Raw genomic sequence first — 25,025 nt, 5'->3', positions numbered from 1 at the left:
GGCCTTCGTCGTTTCAGGGGCCCAACGGCCGTCGTGGTGACCACCAACGCGGCCATGCCAGCGCCACTGGCCTACAATATGGCCCCGCTCCGCTTCGATCTCCTGCCCCCATGAGTTCCGATCTGCTGCCCGTGCGCCGGGCCCTGCTGTCCGTTTCCGACAAAACCGGTCTGATCGACCTGGCCCGCGCCCTCGCCGCGCGCAACGTGGAGCTGCTCTCCACCGGCGGGACCGCCAAGGCGATCCGCGAGGCCGGCCTGGCAGTGAAAGATGTCGCCGACGTCACCGGCTTCCCGGAAATGATGGATGGCCGGGTCAAGACCCTGCACCCGATGGTGCACGGCGGCCTGCTCGGCCGCGCCGGGCTGGATGACGCCGTCATGGCCGAACACGGCATCGGCGCGATCGATCTGCTGGTGCTGAACCTGTATCCGTTCGAGTCGGTCACCGCCAAGGCGGACTGCACCCTCGAAGACGCCGTGGAGAACATCGACATCGGTGGCCCGGCGATGCTGCGTTCGGCCGCGAAGAATTTCGCCCGCGTGGCGGTGGCGACCGATCCGTCGCAGTACGCCGAACTGCTGGCCGAACTGGACGCCAACGACGGCAAGCTGTCGGCCGCCAAGCGCTTCGCCTTCTCGGTCGCCGCGTTCAACCGCGTGGCCCAGTACGACGCGGCGATCAGCAACTACCTCTCGGCCGTGACCACCACCGACACCGCCGTGCCCGTGCGCGCGGAGTTCCCGGCCCAGATGAATTCGAACTTCGTGAAGGTGATGGATCTGCGCTACGGCGAGAACCCGCACCAGAGCGGCGCGTTCTATCGCGACCTGTACCCGGTGCCGGGCACGCTGGCCACCTTCCAGCAGCTGCAGGGCAAGGAACTGAGCTACAACAACCTGGCCGACGCCGATGCCGCGTGGGAATGCGTGCGTCAGTTCGACGTGCCGGCCTGCGTGATCGTCAAGCACGCCAACCCGTGCGGCGTGGCCGTGGGCGCCGGCAACGGCGATGCCTACGAGCTGGCCTATGCGACCGACCCGACCAGTGCCTTCGGCGGCATCATCGCCTTCAACCAGCCGCTGGACGCGGCCACCGCCAAGGTGATCCTGGACCGCCAGTTCGTTGAAGTGCTGATCGCTCCGGATTACGAGCCGGCCGCGCTGGAATACGCGACCAAAAAGGCCAACGTGCGCGTGCTGCGCATTCCGCATGGCGAAGGCCTCAACAACTACGACACCAAGCGGATTGGTTCTGGCCTGCTGATGCAGAGTGCCGACAACCGCGGCATGAGCCGCGACGAACTGACCGTGGTGAGCAAGCTGGCGCCGACCGAGAAGCAGTTCGCCGATCTGCTGTTCGCCTGGAAGGTCGCCAAGTTCGTCAAGTCCAACGCGATCGTCTACGCCAAGGACAACCGCACCATCGGTGTCGGCGCCGGCCAGATGAGCCGCGTGTACTCGGCGCGCATCGCCGGCATCAAGGCCGCCGATGCGAACCTGGTGGTGGAAGGCTCGGTGATGGCCTCCGATGCGTTCTTCCCGTTCCGCGATGGCATCGATGCCGCCGCTGCCGCCGGCATCAAGGCGGTGATCCAGCCGGGTGGCTCGATGCGCGACAACGAAGTGATCGCCGCCGCCGACGAGCATGGCCTGGCGATGGTGTTCACCGGCGTCCGTCACTTCCGTCACTGATGGTGGCATCGACACGGATGTCGTCCTCGCGCCGCAATCGCCTCGCAGCGGTGGTCATGGCCGTTGCTGCGGGGCTGCTGGGCTGCACGCCTGCCAGTGAACCGGGGGCGTCTTCCGAGCCCGCCAAACCGCACCGTGTGCTCGACACCACGGCGCAGCCAGAAGACACGATCCACGTCAGGGGCGATCACACCGAGCGCCTGCAGGCCTTCCTGCGCCTGCGCTATGGCGACAAGGCCGCACTGGATGCACCGTGGAAGGATGCGTGGGAGGACACCGAGGTGGAGGCACTTCGCCCGGTCACCCGCCGTGTGTGTGCGCGTGACACGGCCACGGCCGACGGCCAGGAACAGACTCTGCTGGCGGTGTGCCAGACCCTGGACGATGCCGCTACGGTCGAACCGGGCCGGGTCGACCTGTACGTGCTGCGCGTGGGTACGGACGAGGAAGGAACCAACCGGGGCGGCTTCTTCGCGCAGCTGCCCGCCGATGATCCGCTGCTGGTCATGGCCCAGCGCCTGCAGGGGCAGTACGGGCGCCACGGTTCACCCGGCACGGTCCAGATCGCGCAGCTCGGCCCGCAGCGCCGCGCGTTCCAGATCACCCATGAGGAACACCGGCGCGGCCATCGGCGCGTCTGGCGCAGCTACATCGCCGAACACAACCATCGCCTGCGCGATGTCGCCCGGTACCGCGATCACCTCGACAACCTTGCCCTGCACGGCTGTGACGGCAATCCGGCCGACTGCGGCGAGGGCGTGTTCGCGGTCGACTTCAACACGACCGTGGGCGACAGCAACGCCGTGGAGGGCTACTGGCCGCTGACGGTGCGTGCCAGCGGCCACGACTGCACGGGACCTGCGACCGGGTTCTACCATCTCATCTTCGATGCGCGGCAGCGCGCCTATCCGGTGCCGGACGACCTGCAGCGCGACGGCTGCGCTGACAGCTGAGGCCGTGGGTTGCCACGGCAGCCGACCGCCCGAATGCACCCGCCGCCCGCACCGCGTAAAATCACGTTCCTGCCCTCTTACGCGAGAACTGCATTGAAGATCCTGGTCATCGGCGCTGGCGGCCGTGAACACGCCCTGGCCTGGAAGCTGGCCCAGTCCGCGAAGGTCCGCGAGGTCATCGTCGCCCCCGGCAATGCAGGCACCGCGACCGAACCCAAGTGCCGCAACGTGGACGTCAAGGTCAACGACCTGGACGGCCTGCTGGCACTGGTCGGTACCGAAGGCATCGGCCTGACCGTGGTCGGCCCGGAAGTGCCGCTGGTGGCCGGTGTGGTCGATCGCTTCCGCGCCGCCGGCCACCGCATCTTCGGGCCCACCGCCGCCGCCGCGCAGCTGGAAGGCAGCAAGGCGTATGCGAAGGACTTCCTGGCCCGCCACAAGATCCCGACCGCGTTCTACGCCGTGCACACCGAGGTCGAGCCGGCGCTGGCCTACCTGCGCGAGAAGGGCGCCCCGATCGTGGTCAAGGCCGATGGCCTGGCCGCCGGCAAGGGCGTGATCGTGGCGATGACGCTGGCCGAGGCCGAGGACGCGGTGCGCGACATGCTCTCCGGCAATGCGTTCGGTGATGCCGGCGCCCGCGTGGTGATCGAAGAATTCCTGGACGGCGAAGAAGCCAGCTTCATCTCGATGGTGGACGGCAGGACCGCGCTGCCGATGGCGACCTCGCAGGACCACAAGCGCGTCGGCGACGGCGACACCGGCCCCAACACCGGCGGCATGGGCGCCTACTCGCCAGCCCCGGTGGTGACCGATGAAGTACATGCGCGCGTGATGCGCGAGGTGGTCAACCCGACCGTGCAGGGCATGCTCGCCGACGGCATTCCGTTCACCGGCTTCCTCTATGCCGGCCTGATGATCGATGCCAATGGCGCGCCGAAGGTGATCGAATTCAACGTGCGCTTTGGCGATCCGGAAACCCAGCCGGTGATGCTGCGCCTGCAGTCGGATCTGGTGGATCTGGTCGAAGCGGCGATCGACGAGCGCCTGGATACCGTGGAGGCGCAGTGGGACCCGCGCCCGTCGCTGGGCGTGGTGATGGCGGCCTCGCCGTATCCGGAGACGCCGATCACCGGTGACGTGATCCACGGCCTGGACGCTGTCGCCGCGACGGCCAAGGTGTTCCATGCCGGCACCACGCTGGACGCGCAGGGCCAGGTGCTCAGTGCCGGCGGACGCGTGCTGTGCGTGGCTGCACTGGGCGGCACGGTGGGCGAGGCACAGCGCAACGCCTACGCCGGCGTCGGTGCCATCCACTGGGCCCATGAGTTCCACCGCGGTGATATCGGCTGGCGGGCGATCGCGCGCGAGCAGGGCTGAGGCGGGTCAAGGGCAGCGACGGCTGCCGTACAGCGCAACGGCCCGGCATTGCCGGGCCGTTGTTCTAGAGGACGGCGTCGAGGCCTTTCCGGTCGATCAGGTTCAACAGTTTCAGCGATGGCCCACTGGGCTTCTTGTCGCCCTGCTCCCAACTGCGCACCGTTGAAACGCTGGTGTTGAGAACGCCTGCGAATACCGGCTGGCTGAGCGCAAGCGACGTGCGAAGTGCACGAATCTGGGCGCTGCTGTATGCGGGCACCGGCTCCAGGCACAAGGCGTCGTAGCAGCTCAATCGACGCCTATCGATGACCCCATGCGCGTGCAGGTGCACGGCAGCATCGTGCACGGCCTCCAGAAGTCGGCTCTTCGCGCGCCCGCGTTCAGAGGTCTTTGTCATGACAGATCTCCTGCAGGTCGCCGCATTTCACGGCGTGATCCAACTGTGTCAAGCTCATTCCCAGAAATTCCGAGGCATACAACTGGAGCGCATCCTGTTCCGTAGCGCTGATTGTCGCGCGCTCGTTCTTCTCATAGCCAAACAGGAAGAACCAACTGGTGCCCACCGGGGCCGCGATGATGGTCCGGACACTCCCGCGCTTACCACGACCAGGCAACCGCACCCGCTTCTTGAAGATGCCACCGCCCAGGTCAGCATCCACCAGGCCTCGACGCATCTCATCGACCGCGCGGCACAGGGCCTCGGCGGTGAGCGCAGACCTTCGCAGGCTGCGGTTGAAGCTCCGGGTGCGGAAGACACGTTGCATGATCATACCGTGCCACTGAGTGGTACGGCGTGAACATCAGCACGTGGCGTGCCCGGCTGTCGGAAAGATCAGTGGGCAAACACGGGTGCAGCGCTGCCAGAACAGAAAAGGCCCGGCATCACGCCGGGCCTTTTCGCGTGACCACGCCAGTCACTGCATCACGCAGTAAACAGCGCCTTCATCTTCTTCAGGGCATTCGCTTCGACCTGGCGGATGCGTTCGGCGGACACGCCATACTCATCGGCCAGCTCCTGCAGCGTCACCTTGCTGTCCGCGTCCAACCAGCGACGGCGGATGATGTCGCGCGAACGCGCATCCAGCTCGGCCATGCCTTCGCGCAGCAGCTGCAACTGATTGTCTTCACTGTCCATCCGCTCATACGCCATCGAAGGATCTTCTTCGTTGGCGCGCAGATAGGCAGCCGGCGACGGCGGTGCATGATCGTCATCGTCATCGCTGGAGAGATCGAAACCGATATCGCGACCCGACAGGCGCGACTCCATCTCGAGCACTTCGCGCTCGGACACGTTCAGGTCCTTGGCCACCGCGCTGACCTCGGCCGCGTTCATCCAGCCCAGGCGGGTCTTGGACTTGCGCAGGTTGAAGAACAGCTTGCGCTGCGCCTTGGTCGTGGCGACCTTGACGATGCGCCAGTTCTTGAGGATGAACTCGTGCATTTCCGCACGGATCCAATGCACCGCGAACGACACCAGGCGAACGCCCATGTCCGGGTCGAAGCGCTTCACGGCCTTCATCAGGCCGATGTTGCCTTCCTGGATCAGGTCGCCCAGCGCCAGGCCGTAGCCGTTGTAGCCACGGGCGACGTGCACCACGAAGCGCAGGTGGGAATGGACCAGCTCGCGCGCGGCGTCCAGATCCAGCTCGTCGCGGAAGCGGCGGGCCAGGTCCTGCTCGTCATCGACCGACAGCACCGGGATCTGGTGCACGGCACCGATGTAGGCGTCCAGCGAACCGAGCGCACTGGGAATCGGGAGATTGTTTGCCACAAGGGCAGTAGAGGTGTTCTGGCTCATAGCACTCATCTTAGCAGTCCCGGAATTGGACTGCTAAAGGGGAAAGAAGTTCCAGCGTTCTGTTGATGGGATGCTGGTACAGATTGCACGTCTAACGTACCGCGAAATGATGACAGTGGCGAGAGGCCGGAAACAACCCATCAACTCCCATGAAATCAACAAGATAGAGGGATGAATTGGGGGCTGGCGCGTGTTTTCTGGCTGAACGGGCTGCCGGAAGCGCCCATTCAGGCCGGAAAGGTTGTCGGCAGTTCAGCCAGGCATGGCCTGGCTCTACCCCCGGCGCCCCCTCCACCCACCGAAGCCAACCGCCAACACCGCGATCCCCGGTAGTGCCACGCCATGCGTGGCAGGCCCGAGCCCACCGAAGCCGTAATCCACCCCATGCGTGGCAGGCCCAAGCCCACCGAAGCCGTAATCCACGCCATGCGTGGCAGGCCTGACCGACGCTAGTAATACCCGGCCATGTTCAGGAAGAACCCCTTCTGGTCGTACTTCAGCTCGGTCATGTCATCGCTGAACTCGGTGAAGTTGTAGCCCACCCCGACCTTGAAGTTCTCGCCGACCCGGCGGTCCACGCCCACCAGCCAGCCCTTGCGCACGCCGCCGTCGCGCACCTTCAGCCAGCGGTGCTCGGCCAGGCCTTCCCACTGGGCGAACAGGCGATAACGCAGCTGCAGCGCGGCGAAGTCGGCACGGCTGTCCAGCCAGGCCCCTTCCCCACGGCCGGTGCGGTAGTCGCCCCAGCGCGAGGCCAGCTTGCCGGCCACTTCCCAGCGTGCGCCCAGCTGGCGGATGCCTTCCAGCGAGAGAATCTGCGAGCGCTGGTCGTACAGGTTGCCACCCTCCTGCCCGAGCGAGGCGACATCGTAGAGATAGGTGAACTTGCCGAAGCCGGCCCAGCGCGTGTTGTCATGCGGGCGCCAGGCAAAGCCCATGTTGGTCTCCACCAGTTTGGCATCGGCCAGGCGGTCGATGCGGTCTTCGGTATCGGCATAGTTGGCGCGCAGCGCGAAGCGCCAGTCTTCGTTGAGCTTGTACAGCAGCCGATTGGTGGTCACCCACTGCTCGCGCTGCTCGGCGCCGCTGTCACGGCGGTACTCCAGCTTGCTGTTCCACTGCGCCACCGCATCGGTGCGCCCGCCGCTCACGCTGTAGGCACGGCGATCAACGCGGCCCACGGTGGACTCCAACTCCCCGTCCATGATCGTGAAGCCCAGGTTCCAGCCCTGTGCGGGATAGAAATCCATGCCGAAGGTATGCACGATGCCGGCGCTGTCCTGGCGACGGTCCTTCAGATACTGGCTCTCGTTGTAGACGTTGACCTGGTTGCTCAACCGCCAGCGCTGGCCCAGCGTCCAGCCGCTCTGCAGGCCGGTATCGAACAAGGGATCGGTGCCGGTGCGGTCGGTGCTGTAGCTGTAACTGCCGTACAGGCTGTGGTCGGGCGCCATGCGGTACTCGCCATCCACCTTGGCACCATGGCCACGGCTGCCACCGCTGACTTCCGCACCAACACTGCTGCGGTCGCCGAACAGATACCGCGCGCCGAGGGTGAGCAGGTCGTTCTTCTCGTACGCGCCGCCATCGTCATCCAGGGTCACCTGCCCGGTGCCGTACAGCTCCCATGACGATCCGAAGCGCTGGCGGTACCCGATCGCGGCCAGCAGTGCGTCCACGCTCTGCAGTTCCTGTTCTTCGCGCACGCGGCGTAGTTCGCCGGTCAGCTGGCCGTCGTTGCCCAGCCGCCACTCGGCGGTCAGCTGGCTCTGCTCCAACGCCAACTCGCCCTGCTCGGTGCGGGTGTGGCGGCCGTACAGACTGAAATCATCGGTGAGGTAGCCAAGGAACTCGGCACCGTATTCCTGCATCGGCAGGCCGGTGTCCTGGCGCGCGACCGAGAAGCCGGCATCCACATCGCGCCACCAGGCACCCAGGCTCCAGTCCTGCGTGGTCCAGCCCAGCTCGCGCAGGTTGGCCCGCGCTTCCACCGCGCTGGCGGTGCCCGAGCGCCGGCCTTCGTACGGGTTGCGGCGGATGAAGCTCAGGCCGCCGTTGTCCGAATAGAACACCGGGGCGGCGGTGGCTTCAGTGCGGGTCTGCTCCATCTTCAGGTAGGTGCCACGTCCGGCCTGCAGGGTGAGGTCGGCGCCTTTGAGGCTGTAGTTCTCGCCACTGCGGTTCTCGTCGATCCAGGTACCGCCGATCGCCACGTGGTCGCCGAGCCACTGGCGGCCACGCGCACCGTAGGTCACGTCGTCGCTGCTGAAGCCAAGCGGCACGTATTCGTAGTCCACCAGCAGCAACTGGTCGTAGCCATCGAGCGGCATGTCGCGGGTGATGCTGCGCACGTTCTCGCGGGTGAGCTGGGCCAGCGGACGGGTCAGGATCAGGCGCCCCTGAAGATTGTCGATCTCGTAGTCCACGCCTTCCTGCAGGGTGGCGCGCGTTTCGGTGCGGCCGGTGGTGCGATCGCGCACTTCCAGCACGACCTGCTCCGAGCCGGGCAGCACATCGGTGTGGCGCAGGTAGTACAGGCTGCCGCCGGTGCCGAGGAATTCACTGTGGCCCGGCGCGGACTGCGCCTCCGAGCCGAATACCTTCACCTGCGAGCGCGCCTCGCCCAGCGGCGTGGCCTCCAGCGAGCGCCAGTTCAATGCACCGCCGTACAGCGAGCGGACGTACTGGCCGTACTCGGTGCCGGTGATGCCAGTGGCGTAGTTGCCCCACACGGCCTGGCTCTGGTCCCAGTCCACGCGCAGGTACAAGCGCCCCTGCGTATCCACGTCGCGGTAGGTGGTGGAGTCATCGCCATACACCGGGTAGTACAGATCCGGGTCGAGACGACGGAACACATCCTGTGCGTCGGCCTGGGTGAAATCGCGGAACAGATACTTCAGCTCACGGTCCTGGGTGTCGGCCTGCGCAGTCACCAGGTATTTGCCGCGCAGCTTGCCCTTCAGATAGAACGCCAGCCGGCCCTCGCTGAGGAAACTGTCGTCGTCACGATCATCGGCGGCGAGCGGCTGCAGATTGCCGCTGGCGCTGTTCCTGGAGACGGTGACATCGGCAATGGCGACCAGGAACAGGTAGCGACCGGTGACACCCACATCCAGCTGCCGCTGTGCGGAGGGCGCATCACGGGATTCGACACTGACGTCGTACCGATGCTCGCCAACCGGCTCGAGGAACTCGGCCGCGAACTTCTGCTCCAGATCGACCGGGAAGTCCTGGCCGTTGATGCGCACGCGGCTGTTGGGCTCCAGGTTGCGGCCGTACAGACGCACACGCGAGCCGTGGATGGGAATGTTCTGCAGGCGCAGCATGCTCTGCCCGTAGATGCTGTTGCTCAGCTGCAGGTCCTGCGCACTGTCGCCATCGAGTGCCTGGCCCAGCGTCTTCTGCACGTTCTCGCGGGTGACCTGCAGGCCACGGTCGAAATCGGCCGGGGTGACCAGCTGGATGCGCTGCAGGCGCGTTTCATCGAAGGCGCCGCCGGCGCCGTACGCACGTGCGACGTAGATCAGCTCATCGCCGGTGCGCAGCTTGATCTGCGCTGGCAGCTCACCGCTCCATTCGGCGTCGCCAACGTAGTCGGCCGGCAGCTCGATGCGGGCCAGCGGCGTGACCAGATCGGTATCGGTACCGCGATACAGCGTTACCTCCAGTTTCTGGATGAACGAGGCGTAGTTGTTGTAACTGTGGAACCGCAGCGGGCGGATCACCCGGCCATTTTCGAACGGCACGGTGGCCGCGGCCTGCACGCTCAGGCTGGGCGGCACCATGGTCGGGTCTTCGGTGGCCCACACCACGCCACCGTTGGGCAGCTCGGCCATGAACTGGCCACCGCGCGCGGCGACATCCGGCGTGACGGCCGGCGACATCGGCACGACGTCGGTCCCCACCGGCCCGGCGCGGCCCGGCAGCGGAAGCGCATCGGCGCCGTCATCGCGGATGCGCAGCAGCAGGCCGTCATCGTTGCGGCAGCTGTCGGCCTCACAGCGGATCGGTGCGGGTGACGGTGCCGGTCCGGCCTGCTGGGCGGCGGCCGGCAGTGCGGCCAGCAGCAATGCGCTGGCCATGCCGAGGGAAAGGCGGCGGGAGATCGGGCTCAGGGTCATGTCCATGTCAGCGCCCCTCCCCGGCCGCGCGGCCGGGACTGGCAGGCTCGGGGGGATCGTCCAGGCGCAGGCGGTGCAGCACGCGTCCGTCGGCGCCCAGCACCTCGACCGTGGTTGCCGCGGCGATTGGCCCGGACAGCTGCGCTCGCAGTGCCTGGCGCAGCGCCTGCGCACGTTGCAGGGCAAGTGCCTCCTGCCCGGCGCCGGCGCCCACGCTGAGCTGCAGGCGCCCGCCTCCGCGCGTCGACAATGCCCGGGCAGCGGTGTCGATCACCGGCGCACGGTCTGCTCCCAGCTGCGCACTGCCCGTGGCGAACAAGGCGTCGCCGAGTTCAATCCGCGCCGGTCGCGATGCCGGTGCGGGCGCAGCCGGGGCCGAGGCCGTCGTGCTCAATGCACCGTCAGGCATGCGCACACCGAAATCGAAGCGCACCGGCAGCCCTGGAGTGATACGGCGCACTAGCGGGTTGGGCGTGGTGAAGCGTGCCCCGGCCGGCAGCGTGGAGGGATCCACCTTGAGGATGAAGTTGCGCCCGCGCGCCTCGCCGCCCGGAATGCCGACCAGGTGGTAGCGGCCAAAGGCATCGGTTTCCATCAGCAGGCCTTCCACCGCTGCGATGCGCACGCCGGGAATGCCACGCTCACCGTCATCCTGGATGCCATTGCCGTTGCGATCGTCGAAGACGCTGCCCACGATCAGGCTTTCATCGAGCAAGGGATCGGTGCTGATGTCCACCTCGGCCGAGGCCGTGTTGCCGATCGTGCGGTTCTCGCCGTCGATGGCGGTGATACGGTTGGTGTGCACACCGGTGCCGGTGCCCGCGCCGACGCGCAGGTAGTACACCACCGTCGCCCGCCCACCGGCAGCCACGTCGATGCCATCGATGCGCAAGGGCTGCACCCCGCTGGTGCGTGCGTCGTTGTCGGCGTCGATCACCGCGAACCCACCGCGCACGAAGGTGAAGCCCGGCGGCAGCGTATCGAGCAGGGTGGCGCCGTTGGCATCCACCTCGCCCACGTTGTCGATCGTCACGGTGTAGCGCACCAGGTCACCGATCTGCGCACTGCGCTTGCCGGCTACCTTGGTCAGGCGCAGCACCGCCTGCTGGCCGGCTACGGTGACCGCGACGTTGGCCTCGGCACACAGCGGGGTGGGGATCGACACATCACAGACGCGGTAGCGGAAGCTGTCGGTGCCAGCGAAATTCGCTGCCGGCGTGTACGTGCAGCTGCCGTTGGCACACGCCACGCTGCCGTGCGTGGGCGCCACCGCGATCTGCAGCGAGCCCGGATCCAGCGGCGCCGTGCGGGCGCTGTCGTTGGCCAGCACGTTGATCACCAGCGGCGCGGAGGTCTCCGCGGTGACGGCATCGTCGGTCAGGGTCAGCACGTTCGGATCGACCACCACCGTCACCGTGGCGCTGGCGCACATGGCCGGGTCGGCGATGTCGCAGACCTGGTAATCGAAGCGCTGCTCGCCGGAGAAGTTGGCCAGCGCGGCGAAGCGGATGCGCGCACGCGGCAGTACCGTGGCCGTGCCATACGGGGGCGGCGCGGTGATGCTGACGGTCACGGTGTCCGGATCGATCGGCGTACCGTTGACGCGGTCGTTGCCCAGCACGTCGATCTCGATCACGCCGTCCTGCGGCATCTCCACCCGATCATCTTCGGCATCCACGCCGGGCTCGCCGGCGGTGACCGTAACCGTCACGGTGCCGGTATCGCACACGGTGGGCTGGTTGAGCAGGCAGATCGTGTAGGTGGTGCTGTAGCTGCCAGGAGCCAGGCCGGCGGCAACATCGACCCAGCCATCGCTGCTGATGCTCAATGCGTTGGTGGCGACCGGCGCGATGCTCACCTGGGCCGGATCCAGCGGCGCGGTGTTGAACGTGTCGTTGCTGAAGACGTTGAGCAGGCGGGTACGGCCGTCCGGCCCGACCGGGCCTCCCGTGTCATCCACCGCCAGCAGCGCGCCCACCGGGCCCTGCACCAGCACGGTGGCGATGGCGGTGGTGCAGTTGGTCGGCACCCCGTTCTCGCACAGCTGGTAGGCCAGCTGCACCTGCCCGGCCTGCACACCCGGGGCCACCATGATCTGGCCCTGGTTGTTCATCGTGTAGCCCGGCGTGCTGCCGGTCAGACTGGCGACCACGCTGCCCACCGGCGGCGGCGACACGTTGTTGAAGCTGTCGTTGTCCAGCACCGAGCGGACGATGGTGCCGCCCACCGAAGGATCGACCGGCGTACTGCTGAAGTCGTCATTCACCGCCAGCACCACGTTGGCTGCGCCGCCCACGTTGAAGGTCACCGTGGCCGTGCTGCACAGCGTTGCGTTCGGTGCCGGCAGGCAGACCTGGTAAGTGAAGCTCACCGGCCCGCTGGTACCCACCGGCGGGGTGTAGGTGAAACTGCCATCAGCGTTGAACAGCAGGCCTGGCGGCGTGGCCCCCTGCACGCTCCACACCGAACCGGCAGGCATGTTGTCGTTGCCGGCCACGCTGTTGGCCAGGGTCTGCCCGGCCTGCGCGCTGAAGGTATCCGGCTGCGGGGCAGGACTGACCACGACGGTCACGCTGGCCGTCGCGCAGTTGCCCGGTGCAGCCACTTCGCAGACCTGGTAGGTGACCGTGGTCGGTCCGGAGGTCACCCCGGTCCCGATGCTGATCGTGCCATCGGGATTGATGCTCAGGCCTGCCGGTGCGCCGACCAGGGTGAGGCTGACGGTGCCAGCGGCCGGTGGCGAGACGCCGTTGAGCGAATCGTTGCCCAGCACGCTGGGCGTGGTACCGCCCGGGGCGATGCCGCTGAAGCTGTCATCGCCGGCCACCAGCGTGCCGGTGTTGACGTTGAGGGTGACTGCGGCCGTGCCGCACAGCGCCGCGTTCGGCGCGGGCAGGCACACCTGGTAGGTGAAGGTGACCGCGCCCAGGGTGCCGGCCGGCGGCGTATAGGTGAAGCTGCCGTCGGCGTTGAACACCAGGCCCGGCGGCGTTGCGCCCTGTACGCTCCAGCTCGAACCGGCCGGCATGCTGTCGTTGCCCGCCACGGAATTGGCCAGCACCTGGCCGGCGCGGACGCTGAAGGCATCCGGCTGCGGTGCCGGGCTGACCACCAGGTTCACCGTGGCATTGGCGCAGTTGGTGGGCGCGGCTGCCTCGCAGACCTGATACGTGATGCTGGTCGGGCCCGAGGGCACGCCGCTGCCGACGCTGAGCGTGCCGTCCGGATTGATGCCGATGCCGGCCGGCGCACCGACCAGGCTGAGCGTCACCGCGTTCGCCGGCGGCGGGCTGACACCGTTGAGCGAATCGTTGGCCAGCACGCTGGGCGTGCTGCCGCCCGGAGCAATGCCGGTGAAGCTGTCATCGCCGGCCAGCAGCGTGCCGGTGTTGACGTTGAGGGCCACCGACGCGGTGCCACACAGCGCCGCATCCGGTGCCGGCAGGCAGGTCTGGTAGGTGAAGGTGACCGCACCGGTGGTGCCCACCGGCGGCGTGTAGGTGAAGCTGCCATCGGGGTTGAACACCAGGCCAGTGGGCGCAGGGCCCTGCACGCTCCAGCTCGAGCCGGCCGGCATGCCGTCATTGCCTGCCACACTGTTGGACAGCGTCTGCCCGGCCTGCACCGAGAAGGCATCCGCCTGCGGCACGGGGCTGACCACCACCGCCACCGTGGCGGTGGCGCAGTTGCTCGGCGCCGCCGCTTCGCACACGCGATAGGTCAGTGTGGTGGCACCGGCGGTAACGCCGCCTCCGATGCTGATCGTGCCGTCGGCATTGATCGCGAAACCGGCCGGTGCACCGACCAGGCCCAGGGTCACCGTACCGGCAGAAGGCGGCGACACACCATTGAGCGAATCGTTGGCCAGCACGCTGGGCGTGGTGCCGCCCGGGGCGATGCCGCCGAAGCTGTCATTGGCCGCCAGCAGGGTACCGGTGGCGATGTTGAAAGTGACCGTGGCCGTCGCGCACAGCGCTGCATTCGGTGCCGGCAGACAGGCCTGGTAGGTGACGCCGACGACGCCGGTGGTGCCGGCCGGCGGGGTATAGGTGAAGCTGCCATCGGTGTTGAACACCAGGCCGGGCGGCGTCGCTCCCTGCACGCTGAAGCTCGAACCGGCCGGCAGGTTGTCATTGCCTGCCACCGTGTTGGACAGCACCTGCCCGGCCTGCACGCTGAAGGCATCGGCCTGCGGTGCCGGGCTGACCACCACGTTCACCGTGGCGGTGGCGCAATTGCCCGCGGCCGCCGCCTCGCAGACCTGGTAGGTCAGCGTGGTGCTGCCGGAGGTGACGCCGGGGCCGACACTGATCGTGCCGTCGGCAGCGATGCCGAAGCCGGCCGGAGCACCGACCAGGCTTACGGTGACGCTGCCAGCGGCCGGCGGCGACACGCCATTGAGCGAATCGTTGGTCAGAACGCTGGGCGTGGACGTGCCCGGGGCGATGCCGGTGAAGCTGTCGTTGCCGGCCAGCAGGGTGCCGCTGTTGACGTTCAAGGTGACCGTCGCGGTGCCACACAGCGCCGCGTTCGGCGCCGGCAGGCAGGCCTGGTAGGTGAAGCTGACCGCACCGGTGGTGCCCGATGGCGGTGCGTAGCTGAAGCTGCCATCGGTGTTGAACACCAGGCCTGCCGGCGTCACGCCCTGCACGCTGAAGCTCGAACCGGCCGGCAGGTTGTCGTTGCCGGCCACGGTGTTGTTCACCGACTGCCCGGCCTGCACGCTGAAGGCATCGGCCTGCGGCACCGGACTGACGACCACGGTGATGCTGGCGGTGGCGCAGTTGCTGGACGCCGCCACTTCACAGATCTGGTAGGTCAGCGTGGTGCTGCCCGACACAACGCCGGTGCCGACGCTGACAGTGCCGTCGGGATTGATGCCGAAACCGGTGGGCGCCCCCACCAGGCTCAGCGCCACCGATGCGGCCGGCGGCGGCGACACCCCATTGAGCGAGTCGTTACCCAGCACGCTGGGCGTGGCCGTGCCCGGGGCGATGTTGCTGAAGCTGTCATCGCCGGCCACCAGGGTGCCGGTGTTGACGTTGAGGGTGACCGTGGCGTTGCCGCAGACGGTGCCGTTCGGTGCCGGCAGGCAGGTCTGGTAGGTGAAGGAGACCGCACCGAGGGTGCCGGCCGGCGGCGTGTAGGTGAAGCTGCCATCGGCGTTGAAGCGCAGCCCGGCCGGGGCGGTGCCCTGCACGGTCCAGGTCGAACCGGCCGGCATGTTGTCGTTGCCGGACACGGTGCTGGCCAGCTGCTGCCCGGCCTGCACCGAGAACGCATCGGCCTGCGGCGACGGGCCGACCACGACGGTGACGCTGGCGGTATCGCAGTTGTTGGCGGCCGCCGCTTCGCAGAGCTGGTAGGTCAGCGCGGTGGCGCCGGCCGGCACGCCGGTGCCGATGCTGATCGTGCCATCCGGGTTCAGGATGAAGCCGACCGGAGCCCCCACCAGCGACAGCCGCACATCGGCCGCCGGGGCCGGGCTGGCGCCGTTGAGGCGGTCGTTGGCCAGTACGCTGGCCACCGATGTGCCGCCGGCCACCACATTGGTGATCACATCATCGCCGGCGACCAGGTCACCGTTGTTGATGTTCAGGGTGAGCGTGGCGGTGCCGCACAGCGCCGCGTTCGGCGCGGGCAGGCAGGCCTGGTAGGCCACCGTGATCGGCCCGGCGGTGCCGGCCGGCGGTGCATAGGTAAAGCTGCCATCGGCGTTGAAGACGAACCCGGCCGGGGCCGTGCCCTGCACGCTGTAGGTCGAACCGACCGGCATGTTGTCGTTGCCGGCCACGCTGTTGGCCAGCGTCTGCCCGGCCTGCACGGCGAACGCATCGGCCTGCGGCGCCGGGCTGACCACCACCAGCACGCTGGCGGTGTCGCAGTTGGCCGGCGAGGCCGCTTCGCAGATCTGGTAGGTCAGCGTGGTCGACCCGGACAGCACGCCGGTCCCGACCGTGAGCAGGCCATCGGCACTGATCGAGAAGCCCGACGGGGCACCCACCAGCGACAACGTTACCGACGTCGCCGGCGGCGGCGACACGCCGTTGAGCGAATCATTGGCCAGCACGCTGGTCCCCACCGTGCTGCCCGGCGCGATGTTGCTGAAGGTGTCATCGCCGGCCACCAGGGTGCCGTTGTTGACGCTGATGCTGGCGGTGGTGACGCCACACACTGCGGCATTCGGTGCCGGCAGGCAGGCCTGGTAATTGAAGGTGACCAGGCCCAGCCGGCCCGGCGGCGGCGTATAGGTGAAGGCGCCGGTGGCGGTCAGCACCAGGCCGTCCGGTGCGGTGCCCTGCACGCTGTATTGCGCGCCGGGCGGCACGTTGTCGTTGCCGGCCACGCTGGCCGACAGCGTCTGCCCGACCTGCACGGCGAACGCATCCGGCTGTGGCACCGGACTGACCACCACGGTGACGCTGGCGGTGTCGCAGTTGTTGGCGGCGGCGGCTTCGCAGATCTGGTAGGTCAGCGTGAGCGGACCGGCCACCGCGGTGGATGGCACGCTGAGGGTGCCATCGGCGGTGATCGCGTAACCGGCCGGGGCGCCCACCAGGCTCAGCACCACCGAGGCCGGTGCCGGCGGCGTGGTGCCGTTGAGCGAATCATTGGCCAGCACGCTGGCGCCGGAGGTACTGCCCGGGGCAACGCCTGCCACGGTGTCGTCTGCGGCGACCAGTGCACCGTTGTTGATGTTGAGGGTGAGCGTGGCGGCGCCGCACAGGTTGGCGTTGGGTGCCGGCAGGCAGACCTGGTAGGCCACCACCACCGGACCACGGGTGCCGGCGGGCGGCGCGTAGGTATAGCTGCCGTCGGCAGTGAAGCTGAAGCCGGCCGGCGGCGTACCCGGCAGGCTCCAGCTGGAACCGGCCGGCATGTTGTCGTTGCCGGCCACGCTGGCATCCAGGCTCTGCCCCACCTGCACGGCGGCGGCATCGTCCTGCGGCGCCGGGTTGACCACCACGGTGACGCTGGCATTGGCGCAGTTGGCGGGCGCCACGGCTTCGCAGATCTGGTAGGTCAGCGTGGTCGGGCCGGACATCGCACCGCTGCCGGCGCTGATGGTGCCGTTCGGGTTGAGGGTGAACGCGGCCGGGGCACCGACCAGGCTCAGCACCACGTCGCCCGGCGCGGGCGGGCTGACGCCATTGAGCGAATCGTTGGCCAGCACGCTGGCCGCCGAGGTACCGCCCGGGGCGATGCCGGCCAGCGTGTCGTCACCGGCCAGCAGGGTGCCGTTGGCCACGTTCAGCGTCACCTGGGCGGTGCCGCACAGCGCGCCGTTCGGCGCTGCCAGGCACGCCTGGTAGCTGAAGGTGACCGGGCCGGTGGTACCGGTGGGCGGGGTATAGCTGAAGCTGCCATCGGCATTGAACTGCAGGCCGGCCGGTGCAGTTCCCTGCAGCGCCCAGCTGGAACCGGCCGGCATCGTATCGTTGCCGGCCACGCTGGCCGACAGCACCTGCCCGGCCTGCACGTTGAAGGCATCGTTCTGCGGTGCGGGCAGGATCACCAGCGCGATGCTGGCGGTGTCGCAGTTGCCAGCCGCTGCCGCTTCGCACGCCTGGTAGGTCAGCGTCAGCGGGCCGGAGACGATACCGGTGGGCACGGTAAGCACGCCATCCGTGCCGAGCACGACGCCGGCCGGTGCGCCCACCAGGCTGACCAGGACAGTCCCGGCGGCCGGCGGCGAAACGCCATTGAGCGAGTCGTTGGCCAGCACGCTGGTACCGGCGCTGCCACCCGGTGCAACCGTGAAGCTGTCATCGAGGGCCAACAGGGTGCCATCGTTGATATTGAGCGTCACCGTGGCGGAGCCGCACAGGGCAGCATCCGGCGCAGGCAGGCAAGCCTGGTAGGTGAAGGTCACCGGGCTGGGGGTATTGGCCGGCGCGGTATAGGTGAAGGTGCCATCGGCGTTGAAGACCAGGCCGGCAGGCGCGGGACCCTGCACGGTGAACTGCGCGCCGGCCGGCAGGTTGTCGTTGGCGGCCACGTTGCCATTGCTGATCGTGCCAGCGGCCTGGACCGAATACGCATCGGCCTGCGGCGACGGTGCGATGACCAGGGCCACGGTAGCGGTATCGCAGTTGCCCGGCACGGCGGTTTCGCAGATCTGGTAGGTCAGCGTGGTCGCGCCGGACCGCACCCCCGTCGGCACGGCGATGCTGCCGTCCGGATTGATGACGAAACCGACCGGTGCACCGACCAGGCTGAGCTGCACGCTGGCGGGCGGCGGCGGTATCGTGCCGTTGAGGCTGTCGTTGGCCAGCACGCTGGGCGTGGTGCCGCCTTCAGCGATGCCGCTGTAGCTGTCGTTGGCGGCTACCAGTGTTCCGGTGTTGACGTTGATGGTGGCCGTAGCGGTACCGCACACCGTGGCGTTCGGCGCGGGCAGGCAGGCCTGGTAGCTGAAGGTGACCGCACCGGTGGTACCCACCGGCGGCGTGTAGCTGAAGCTGCCATCGGCGTTGAACGCCAGGCCGGCCGGCGGGGTGCCCTGCACCGCCCAGCTGGCGCCTGCCGGCATCGCGTCGTTGGTCGCCACGCTGGCACCGGTCAGGCTGGCACCGGCCTGCACGGCGAACGCATCGGCCTGCGGCGCTGGTGTCACCACGAAGGTGATGGCCGCGGTGGCGCAGTTGGTGGGCGAAGCGGTTTCGCACAGCTGGTAGGTGAGCGAGGTCGCGCCGGCAGCAGCGCTGGCTGGAATCTGCACGCTGCCGTCGTTGTTGATGACGAAACCGGCCGGGGCGGCCACCAGCAGCAACTGCACGGCGGCCGATGGCGGCGGAGTGACACCGTTGAGGACGTCGTTGGCCAGCACGCTGGGGGTGACCGAGCCTGCGATCAGCGGCGCGGCGAAGGCATCATCGTTGGCGACGATGGCATTCACGGCGATGTCGAGGGTTGCCGTGGCGGTGCCGCACACCGCGGCATCCGGCGCGGGCAGGCAGGCCTGGTAGCTGAAGGTGACGGCGCCCAGGGTGCCGGCCGGCGGCGTGTAGGTGAAACTGCCGTTGGCGTTGAACACCAGGCCCTGCGGCGGCGATGGCACGCTCCAGCTGGAACCGGCTGGCATGGCGTCATTGCCGGCGACATTGCCGGTGTTGGCCTGGCCGGCCTGCACGCTGATCGTGTCGTTCACCGGCGTTGGCCGCACCACCAGCGCGATGCTGGCGGTGGCGCAGTTGTTGGCGGCCGCCGTTTCGCAGACCTGGTAGGTCAGCGTGGTGGCGCCACTGGCGGCATCGGCCGGCACGGACACCGCGCCGGTGGGGGAGATGCTGAAACCCGCCGGCGCGCCCACCAGCGACAGCGCCACGTTGGCCGATGCTGGCGGACTGAGGCCATTGAGGGTGTCGTTGGCCAGCACGCTGGCCGTGGTGCCACCCGGCGCGATCGCACCGAAACTGTCGTCGTTGGCCAGCAGGGCGCCGTTGTTGATGTTCAGCGTGACCGTGGCCGTCGCGCACACCGCGGCGTTCGGTGCGGGCAGGCAGGCCTGGTAGACGAAGCTGGCCGGGCTGGTGGTGCCGGCCGGCGGTGCATAGGTGAAGCTGCCATCGGCGTTGAAGGTCACCCCGGCCGGCGGCGTCCCCTGCACGGCGAAGGTCGAACCCACCGGCATGCCGTCGTTGCTGGCCACGGTGGCGGTGACGGTCAGCCCCGCCTGCACGGCGAAGGCATCGTTGGCCGGGGCGGGCGCGACCACCAGGGCCACGTTGGCGGTGGCGCAGTTGATGGTCGCCGCCGCTTCGCAGACCTGGTAGGTCAGCGAGACCGCGCCCGATGCGGTGCCGGTGGCGACCGCGATCGTGCCATCGGCGGCGATCGAGAAACCGGACGGCGCGCCGACCAGGCTGAGCACCACCTCATCTGCCAGCGGCGTCGCACCGTTGAGCGTGTCGTTGCCCAGCACGCTGGGCGTCGCGGTGCCGCCGGCGACCGGCGCGGCGATGCTGTCGTCCACCGCGACCAGGGTGCCGCTGTTGATGTTGAGCGTGGCCGTGGCCGTGGCGCAGAGGGCGCTGTCGGGCGCAGGCAGGCAGGCCTGATAAGTAAAGGTGACCGCGCCGCTGAAGCCCGCTGCCGGGGTGTAGGCGAAGCTGCCATCGGCATTGAACACCAGCCCGGCCGGCGGGGCGCCGACCACGCTGAACTGCGCACCGCTGCCGACGTTGTCGTTGCCCGCCACCGAACTGTTCAGGACCACCCCGGCTGGCGTGGAGAGCGCATCGTCAATGGCCGAAGGTGCCACCACCAGGCGCAGGTCTGCGTTGGCGCAGTTGCCCGGCGCCGCCGCTTCGCACAGCTGGTAGGCCAGCGTTCGCCCACCGGCCGGTACGCCCGCGGCGACGCTCACCGTGCCATCCGGATTCAGGGTGATGCCGGCCGGTGCGCCGGTCAGGCTCAACAGCACATCGGCGGCCGACGGCGGCGTGCTGCCGTTCAACGCATCGTTGAGCAGCACCGAGGGCGTGCTGCCACCGGTAACCGGATTGACCGGCGCGCTGCTGAAGTCATCGTCGTTGGCCGCCAGGCTGCCCACGGTGATGTTGATGTCGGCCGTGGCCGTGGCGCACAGCGCGCTGTTCGGCGCCGGCAGGCAGACCTGGTAGGTGAACGTCACCGGGCTGGCCGCGCCAACCGGCGGCACGTAGGTGAAGCTGCCGCCGCCGCCGAAGCTCAGCCCCGGCGGTGTGCTGCCGACGATGGCGAACACGGCACCGGCCGGCACGTTGTCGTTGTCGCCGACACTGCCGTTCAACGGCTGGCCCGCGGCGGTGGAATAGCTGTCGTTCTGCGCCGACGGCGTCACCACCAGGCGGATGCTGGCACTGGCGCAGTTGCTGGGCGCGGCGGTTTCGCAGACCTGGTAGGTCAGCACCGTGGCACCGGCGGCGGCGCTGGCGGGCACCTGCAACAGGCCGGCGGCGGTGAGGGCGTAACCCGACGGCGCACCCACCAGGGTCAGGGTCACGCTGCCGGCCGGCGGCGGCACGCTGCCATTGAGGCTGTCGTTGAGCAGCACGCTGGTGCTGGTGCTCGCACCCGGTGCCAGCGGCGTGCCGCTGAAGTCATCGTCCATCGCCATCAGGGTGCCGGCATTGACGTTGATGGTTGCCCCGGCCGTGCTGCACAGCGTGCCGTCCGGCGCCGGCAGGCACACCTGGTAGCTGAAGCTCACCGGCCCGGTGAACCCGGCCGGCGGGGTGTACTGGAAATTGCCATCGCGGCCGAGCTGCAGGCCGTCCGGTGCGGCGCCCGACACGGTGAACACCGCGCCCACCGGGGCATTGTCATTGCCGGCCACGCTGCCCGAGAGCAGCTGCCCGGCCGGTGTGGAAAACACGTCGGCCGCAGCGGTCGGCGAGACCACCAGGCGGATCTGTGCCGAATCGCAGTTGCTCGGCAACGCGGTCTCGCACAGCTGGTAGGTCAGCGTGAGCGCGCCGGACGGCACGCCCGCATCGACGTTCAACACCCCATTGGCATCCAGCGTGAAGCCCGACGGCGCGCCGACCAGGCTCAGCAGCACATCGGCCGAGGCCGGCGGCTGGGTCCCGTTGAGGCTGTCATTGAGCAGCACCGACACGGTGCTGCCGCCACCGGCGCCGATCGGCGTCGCGCGGAAATCGTCATCGCGCGCGGCCAGGGTGCCGGCGTTGACGTTGATGGTCACCGTCGCCCCCGCGCACACGGTGGCATTGGGGGCCGGCAGGCACGTCTGGTAAGCGAAGGTGACCGGACCCTGGCTGCCGGCCGGCGGCGTGTAGGTGAAGCCGCCGCCGGCGGCCAGCACCAGGCCCGCCGGCACGGTGCCGGTCACGCTGAAGGTGGCACCAGCGGGGACGTTGTCGTTGCTGCCGACATTGCCACTGACCGGTACGCCCACGGCCGTGCTGACGTTGTCGTTCACCGCCACCGGGGCCAGCAGCAGCTGCACCGCACCGTCATCGCAGTTGCTCGGCAGCGCCGCCTCGCACAGGCGGTAGCCGAAGCTGACCGCGCCAGCGGCCGCACCACCGGGCACCGAGACGGTGCCGTTGGTGTTGAGTACGTAGCCGGCCGGTGCACCCAGCAGGCTCAGGATCACCTCGGCCGGCGCAGGCGGAATCGCGCCGTTGATGGTGTCGTTGGCCAGCACGCTGAGGGTGGTGCCACCGGTGGCCGGGTTCAGCAGGCTGTCGCGGAAATCATCATCGTTGGCGACCAGGGTGCCCGCGTTGACGTTGAGGGTTGCCGTGGCGTTACTGCAGACGGTGTTGTAAGGGGCGGCCAGGCACGCCTGGTAGCTGAAGGGGGTGGTGCCGGTGTACTGCGCCGGCGGCGTGTAGGTGAAGCTGCCATCGGCATTGAACACCAGCCCCTGCGGCGCGGTGCCGGTGACCGCATAGGTAGTGCCGGCGGCGACGCGATCGTTCACGCCGACGTTGCCGCTGACCGGACGCCCGACCTGGGTGGTGAAGCTGTCGGCCACTGCCTGCGGCGCGATCACCACCGCGATGCTGGCCGTGGTGCAGTTGCCGGTACCCGCCTGGCACAGCTGGTAGGTCAGGTTCACCGGGCCGGCCGGCGTTCCGGCAGGCACCTGCAGTTCGCCGGTGGGCGCGAGGGTGAAGCCGGCCGGCGGCGCATTGATCAGCGACAGCGTCGCCTGCGCGGCGGTGATCGGCGCGCCATTGAGGGTGTCGTTGGCCAGCACGCTGGCCGTGGTGCCCCCGTCGCCCTGCACGGGCGTGGCGGTGAAGTCGTCATTGCCGGCGACCACGGCGGCAACGGCCACGTTCAGGGTCACGGTCGCGGCATCGCAGATGCCACCGTTGGGGGCCGGCAGGCAGACCTGGTAGCGGAAGCTGTCCGGCCCGGAATACGTGCCCTGCGCGGTATAGCTGACGCTGCCATCGGCCGTGACGCTGACCGTGCCGTGGGCCGCGCCCGCCAGCAGGCTGAACACTGCGCCGGTCGGCACGTTGTCGTTGCCGGCCACGGTCTCGTCCAGCGCCACGCCGGCGGTCGCGGCGAAGCTGTCGTCCACCGCTTCCGGGGCGATCACCAGCTGCACATTGGCCGTCGCGCAGTTGGTGCCGCCCGGCAGTTCGCAGATCTGGTAAGTGAAGGCATAGGCCCCCGCTGCAGCGCCTGCCGCCACCTGCAGCTGGCCGGCGGTGTTGGCGGTGATGCTGCCCGGCGCACCGCTCAGTGTCAGGCTGACGCCTGCCGGCGTCACTGCCGTGCCGTTCAGGGTGTCGTTGCCGAGCAGGCTGGTGGGGGTGGTGCCCGGCTGCAGCGGCGTGGCGAACAGGTCATCGGCGGCGGCCAGCTGGTTGGCGGCCACGCTCACGTTCACCGTGGCCGTGTCGCAGACGGTCGCGTTGGGGGCCGGCAGGCAGAGCTGGTAGGTAAAGCTGTCCGGCCCGGTGTTGGCGTCGGCGGGGGTATAGGTGAAGGTGCCATCGGCGTTGACCACGGCAGTGCCGCGGGCGGCCTGGGTCGCCAGGCTGAAGGCCGAGCCACTCGGGAAGTTGTCGTTCCCGGCCAGGTTGGCGGTCAGCGGCCGCCCGCCACCCGGCGTGCTGACCGTGTCGTCCACGGCATCCGGGCTGATCACCAGGGTGGCGGTGGCAGTGGCGCAGTTGGCCGGCGCCGCGTTGTCGCAGAACCGGTACGTCAACGACAGCGGGCCGGCGGCAGCGGTCGGCGGCACGACGAGGGTGCCGTTGGGGTTGATCGAGAACCCCGTGGGCGCACCCACCAGGCTGAGCGTCACCTGCGCCTGCGGCACCGCGTTGCCATCGTAGGTGTCGTTGCCCAACACCGTGGGCGTTGTGCCGCCGGCACCAGGCAGCAAGGGCGCACTGAAGGTGTCATCGACAGCGACCAGCACATTGGCATCGACCAGCACCGATGCCGTGGCGGTGGAACAGACACTGCCATTCGGCGCGGGCAGGCACACCTGGTAGGGAATCGATGCCGGCTGGGTGATGCCCCCGGTGGGCGCGTAGGTCAGGGTGCCGGTGCTGCTGATGGTCGCCCCGGGCACCGGCGTGCCGGAGGTGCTGTAGGTGGCACCGGCCGGTGCGTTGTCATTGCTGGCCAGGTTGCCGCTGAGCGTGGCCGCCCCGGCCAGGGCATTGAAGCTGTCGTCGACGGCGGTGGGCGTAATGATCAGGCTGGCGCTGGCGGTGGCGCAGTTGGTCGGCGATGCGTTTTCGCAGATCTGGTAGCCGATCGACGTTGCGCCCGCAGCGGCACCGGCCGGCACCGCGATGACGCCTGCGCTGTTGATGGTGAAGCCGGCCGGCGCGTTCTGCAGTGAAATGATGAGGTTGCCGCCCACCACCGGGGAGCCGTTCAAGGTGTCGTTGCCCAACACCGTGGGCGTGCTGCCACCGGTGGTGGAAGAAAGGGGCGTGGCGAAGCTGTCGTTGACCGCCACCAGCGCATTGGCCTGCACCGGCACCGCTGGCGTGCTGGCGGTGTTGTCGCCGGGGGTCGGGTCGGTGGTGCCCGTGGGCAGTACCAGCGACACGGTGTTGGCCGGCACCGTGGCCGGGGTGGCGGCAGGTGCGGTGCCATTCACCAGCAGCACCACGCTGTCACCCACGCCGACGTTGACCAGCACGTTCACGGCATTGCCGCTGCCGCTGGGCTGGGCGCACGACGACGCGGCGGTGGTCGGCTGGCAGCTCCAGGTGACGTTGGTCAGCAGCGAAGACACCGTATCGACCACGCCCACACCGCTGGCCGCGGACGGCCCGGCGTTGTTGACCTGGATGCGGTACTGCACCGCGCCACCGGCGGCCACCGGGGTGGCGCTGACCAGGGCCTTGCTGACGCTCAGCTGCGCCTGCAGCGCCAGGGCATTGGTATCGGTGGCGCTGTTGTTGCCGGGCGTGGGGTCGGCCACATCGGTGGGCGCGGTGACGGTGGCGGTGTTGTTGAGCGGGTTCGGGTAGCTCTGTGCCAGCAGCGGCGGTGGCAGCAGCAATGCCAGCACGGCCATGGCCTGCGCGATGCCGGCCGAAGCCCTGCCTGCCCTGCGCTGCCTGCCCGTTGCTGCCATGCGTTC

8 protein-coding genes are annotated in these 25,025 nt (G+C 68.8%); 3 read left to right on the top strand and 5 right to left on the bottom strand.

All coding sequences use genetic code 11. From position 1 onward, the window contains the following. The first annotated feature begins 110 nt into the window (after nt 1-110). From purH to purD, 3 genes are all read left to right on the top strand, one after another. Nucleotides 111-1,694: a bifunctional phosphoribosylaminoimidazolecarboxamide formyltransferase/IMP cyclohydrolase gene (gene purH / locus ORK51_RS01475; RefSeq protein WP_266083607.1), complete on the top strand. Its 1,584-nt coding sequence runs from the start codon at nt 111-113 to the stop codon at nt 1,692-1,694. A 17-nt stretch (nt 1,695-1,711) separates the two neighbouring features. Further along, nucleotides 1,712-2,647 (top strand): hypothetical protein, encoded by a 936-nt coding sequence (locus ORK51_RS01470; RefSeq protein ID WP_261998069.1) that lies wholly within the window; start codon nt 1,712-1,714, stop codon nt 2,645-2,647. 93 nt (nt 2,648-2,740) lie between these two features. Then, nucleotides 2,741-4,027 carry a phosphoribosylamine--glycine ligase gene (purD, locus tag ORK51_RS01465; RefSeq protein WP_261998070.1) on the top strand — a complete coding sequence of 429 codons (1,287 nt, stop codon included), beginning with the start codon at nt 2,741-2,743 and terminating at the stop codon, nt 4,025-4,027. A gap of 64 nt (nt 4,028-4,091) precedes the next feature. Here the strand turns inward: purD and ORK51_RS01460 are convergent, their stop codons facing one another. From ORK51_RS01460 to ORK51_RS01440, 5 genes are all read right to left on the bottom strand, one after another. After that, on the bottom strand, nt 4,092-4,424 hold the full coding sequence (locus ORK51_RS01460) for a helix-turn-helix domain-containing protein (protein ID WP_019183521.1): 333 nt from the start codon (nt 4,422-4,424) through the stop codon (nt 4,092-4,094). Beyond that, a complete protein-coding gene (locus ORK51_RS01455) occupies nt 4,408-4,797 on the bottom strand; it encodes a type II toxin-antitoxin system RelE/ParE family toxin (protein ID WP_083279815.1) in 390 nt (129 codons plus the stop codon). Before ORK51_RS01455 ends, ORK51_RS01460 begins: the two co-directional genes overlap by 17 nt. Nucleotides 4,798-4,949: 152 nt before the next feature. Then, entirely contained in the window at nt 4,950-5,825 is an 876-nt protein-coding gene (rpoH, locus tag ORK51_RS01450) for an RNA polymerase sigma factor RpoH (RefSeq protein WP_019183519.1), read from the bottom strand. 449 nt (nt 5,826-6,274) lie between these two features. After that, the gene (locus ORK51_RS01445) at nt 6,275-9,952 is read right to left on the bottom strand and encodes a TonB-dependent receptor (RefSeq protein WP_266083601.1); all 3,678 of its coding nucleotides are present in this window, start codon (nt 9,950-9,952) and stop codon (nt 6,275-6,277) included. Between the two features lies 1 nt (nt 9,953). Beyond that, a complete protein-coding gene (locus ORK51_RS01440; RefSeq protein WP_266083599.1) occupies nt 9,954-25,019 on the bottom strand; it encodes an Ig-like domain-containing protein in 15,066 nt (5,021 codons plus the stop codon). Nucleotides 25,020-25,025: the final 6 nt, after the last annotated feature.

Source organism: Stenotrophomonas sp. RIT-551 (genome assembly GCF_026241915.1).
In the GTDB taxonomy this organism is placed as follows: Bacteria; Pseudomonadota; Gammaproteobacteria; order Xanthomonadales; family Xanthomonadaceae; genus Stenotrophomonas; species Stenotrophomonas bentonitica_A.
Note: the sequence above shows the minus strand (reverse complement) of the source record. Positions and strands in the feature narration are given on the sequence as shown.